The sequence below is a fragment of the Paenibacillus sp. A3 genome (assembly GCF_001399685.1).
In the GTDB taxonomy this organism is placed as follows: domain Bacteria; phylum Bacillota; class Bacilli; order Paenibacillales; family NBRC-103111; genus Paenibacillus_G.
In genome coordinates, this window is record NZ_JTHN01000267.1 from 1 (window position 1) to 1,378 (window position 1,378).

General features: G+C 40.1%; 1 protein-coding gene. It reads left to right on the forward strand.

Features of this window, described 5'->3' with window-relative positions; all coding sequences use genetic code 11:
• Positions 1-1,346 (forward strand): IS3 family transposase gene (locus tag QJ48_RS36430; protein ID WP_157261827.1). Its coding sequence is split into 2 segments (ribosomal slippage), with 1,347 coding nucleotides annotated over them: positions 1-451 and positions 451-1,346; the frame shifts between segments, so codons are not numbered across the junction. This gene is flagged as partial in the annotation.
• Positions 1,347-1,378 lie beyond the last annotated feature (32 nt).

Consider the following 1,378-nt stretch of genomic DNA (forward strand, 5'->3'; position numbering starts at 1 on the left):
GGTAAATTTAGCATAGAAGATAAGCTTCAAGCCGTACAAGCTTATTTGACCGGGAAAGAATCGTATAGGGATATTGGGGCACGTATTGGCGCAGATCACAAAGCGGTCGTAAAATGGGTTTCCCTTTATGAAGCGCATGGCATGGAAGGTTTGGTTACGAGGTATACAGCCTATTCGAAAGAGTTTAAAATGGACGTACTGAATTTTATGAACGAATCAGGGACGTCTCTTTTAGAAACCGCCGCGATTTATAACATTCCAGCGCCTACGACCATTCTACAATGGAAAAGAGTCCTGGAAGAGCAAGGTGAAGACGCCCTAAAACCAAAGAAAAAGGGGCATCCATCAATGAAAAAAGAAACAGGGGAATTACCTCCAGTAGAAGACTCGGTCGAAGCTTTGAAAGCAGAGATCGAACGTTTACGAATGGAGAACGCCTACTTAAAAAAATTGAATGCCTTAGTTCAAAACAAGGAAAAGTTACAAAGCAAGACAAAGCGCAAGTAATATTTGGGCTAAGGCTAGAATACCCAATTAGTTCATTACTTCAACTTGCTCAGATTCCGCGTAGTACGTATTATTACTGGGTTAGTACATTCGATCGCCCAGATAAGGATGCGGACTTAAAATCCCGTATTACAGCGATCTATCATGAGCATAAAGGCCGTTATGGTTACCGTCGTATTACGGATCAACTGCACAATGAAGGACATTCTGTCAATCATAAAAAAGTGCAACGTATTATGCGTGAGCTTGGCTTAAAGAGCATTGTCCGAATGAAAAAGTATCGCTCGTATAAAGGAACGGTTGGTAAAATCGCACCGAATATTTTAGATCGTAATTTCCAGGCTAAAAAACCAAATGAGAAATGGGTAACGGATATTACAGAGTTCCATCTATTTGGCGAAAAGCTGTATTTATCACCTATGTTGGATTTGTTTAACGGGGAAATTATTACGTACACCATCGAATCCCGTCCAGTTTACTCCCTTGTTTCTAGAATGCTTGAAAAAGCATTTGAGCGTTTGAATGGCGAAGATACGCTTCTTATTCATTCTGATCAGGGCTGGCATTATCAGATGCGCCAGTATCAACAGGCATTAAAGGAACGTGGGATTACCCAAAGTATGTCACGTAAAGGTAACTGTTATGATAACTCCGTTATTGAAAACTTTTTTGGCATCTTAAAATCGGAGTTCTTATATACACAAGAGTTTGAAGATATTGAACAGTTTAAAGTAGAACTGGAGAAATACATCAACTATTACAATCATAAACGGATAAAGGCAAAACTAAAAGGCATGAGCCCAGTAAAATACCGAGCTCATGCCGTAGAAGCTGCCTAACATAGAGTGTCTAACTTTTTGGGGTCACTGCA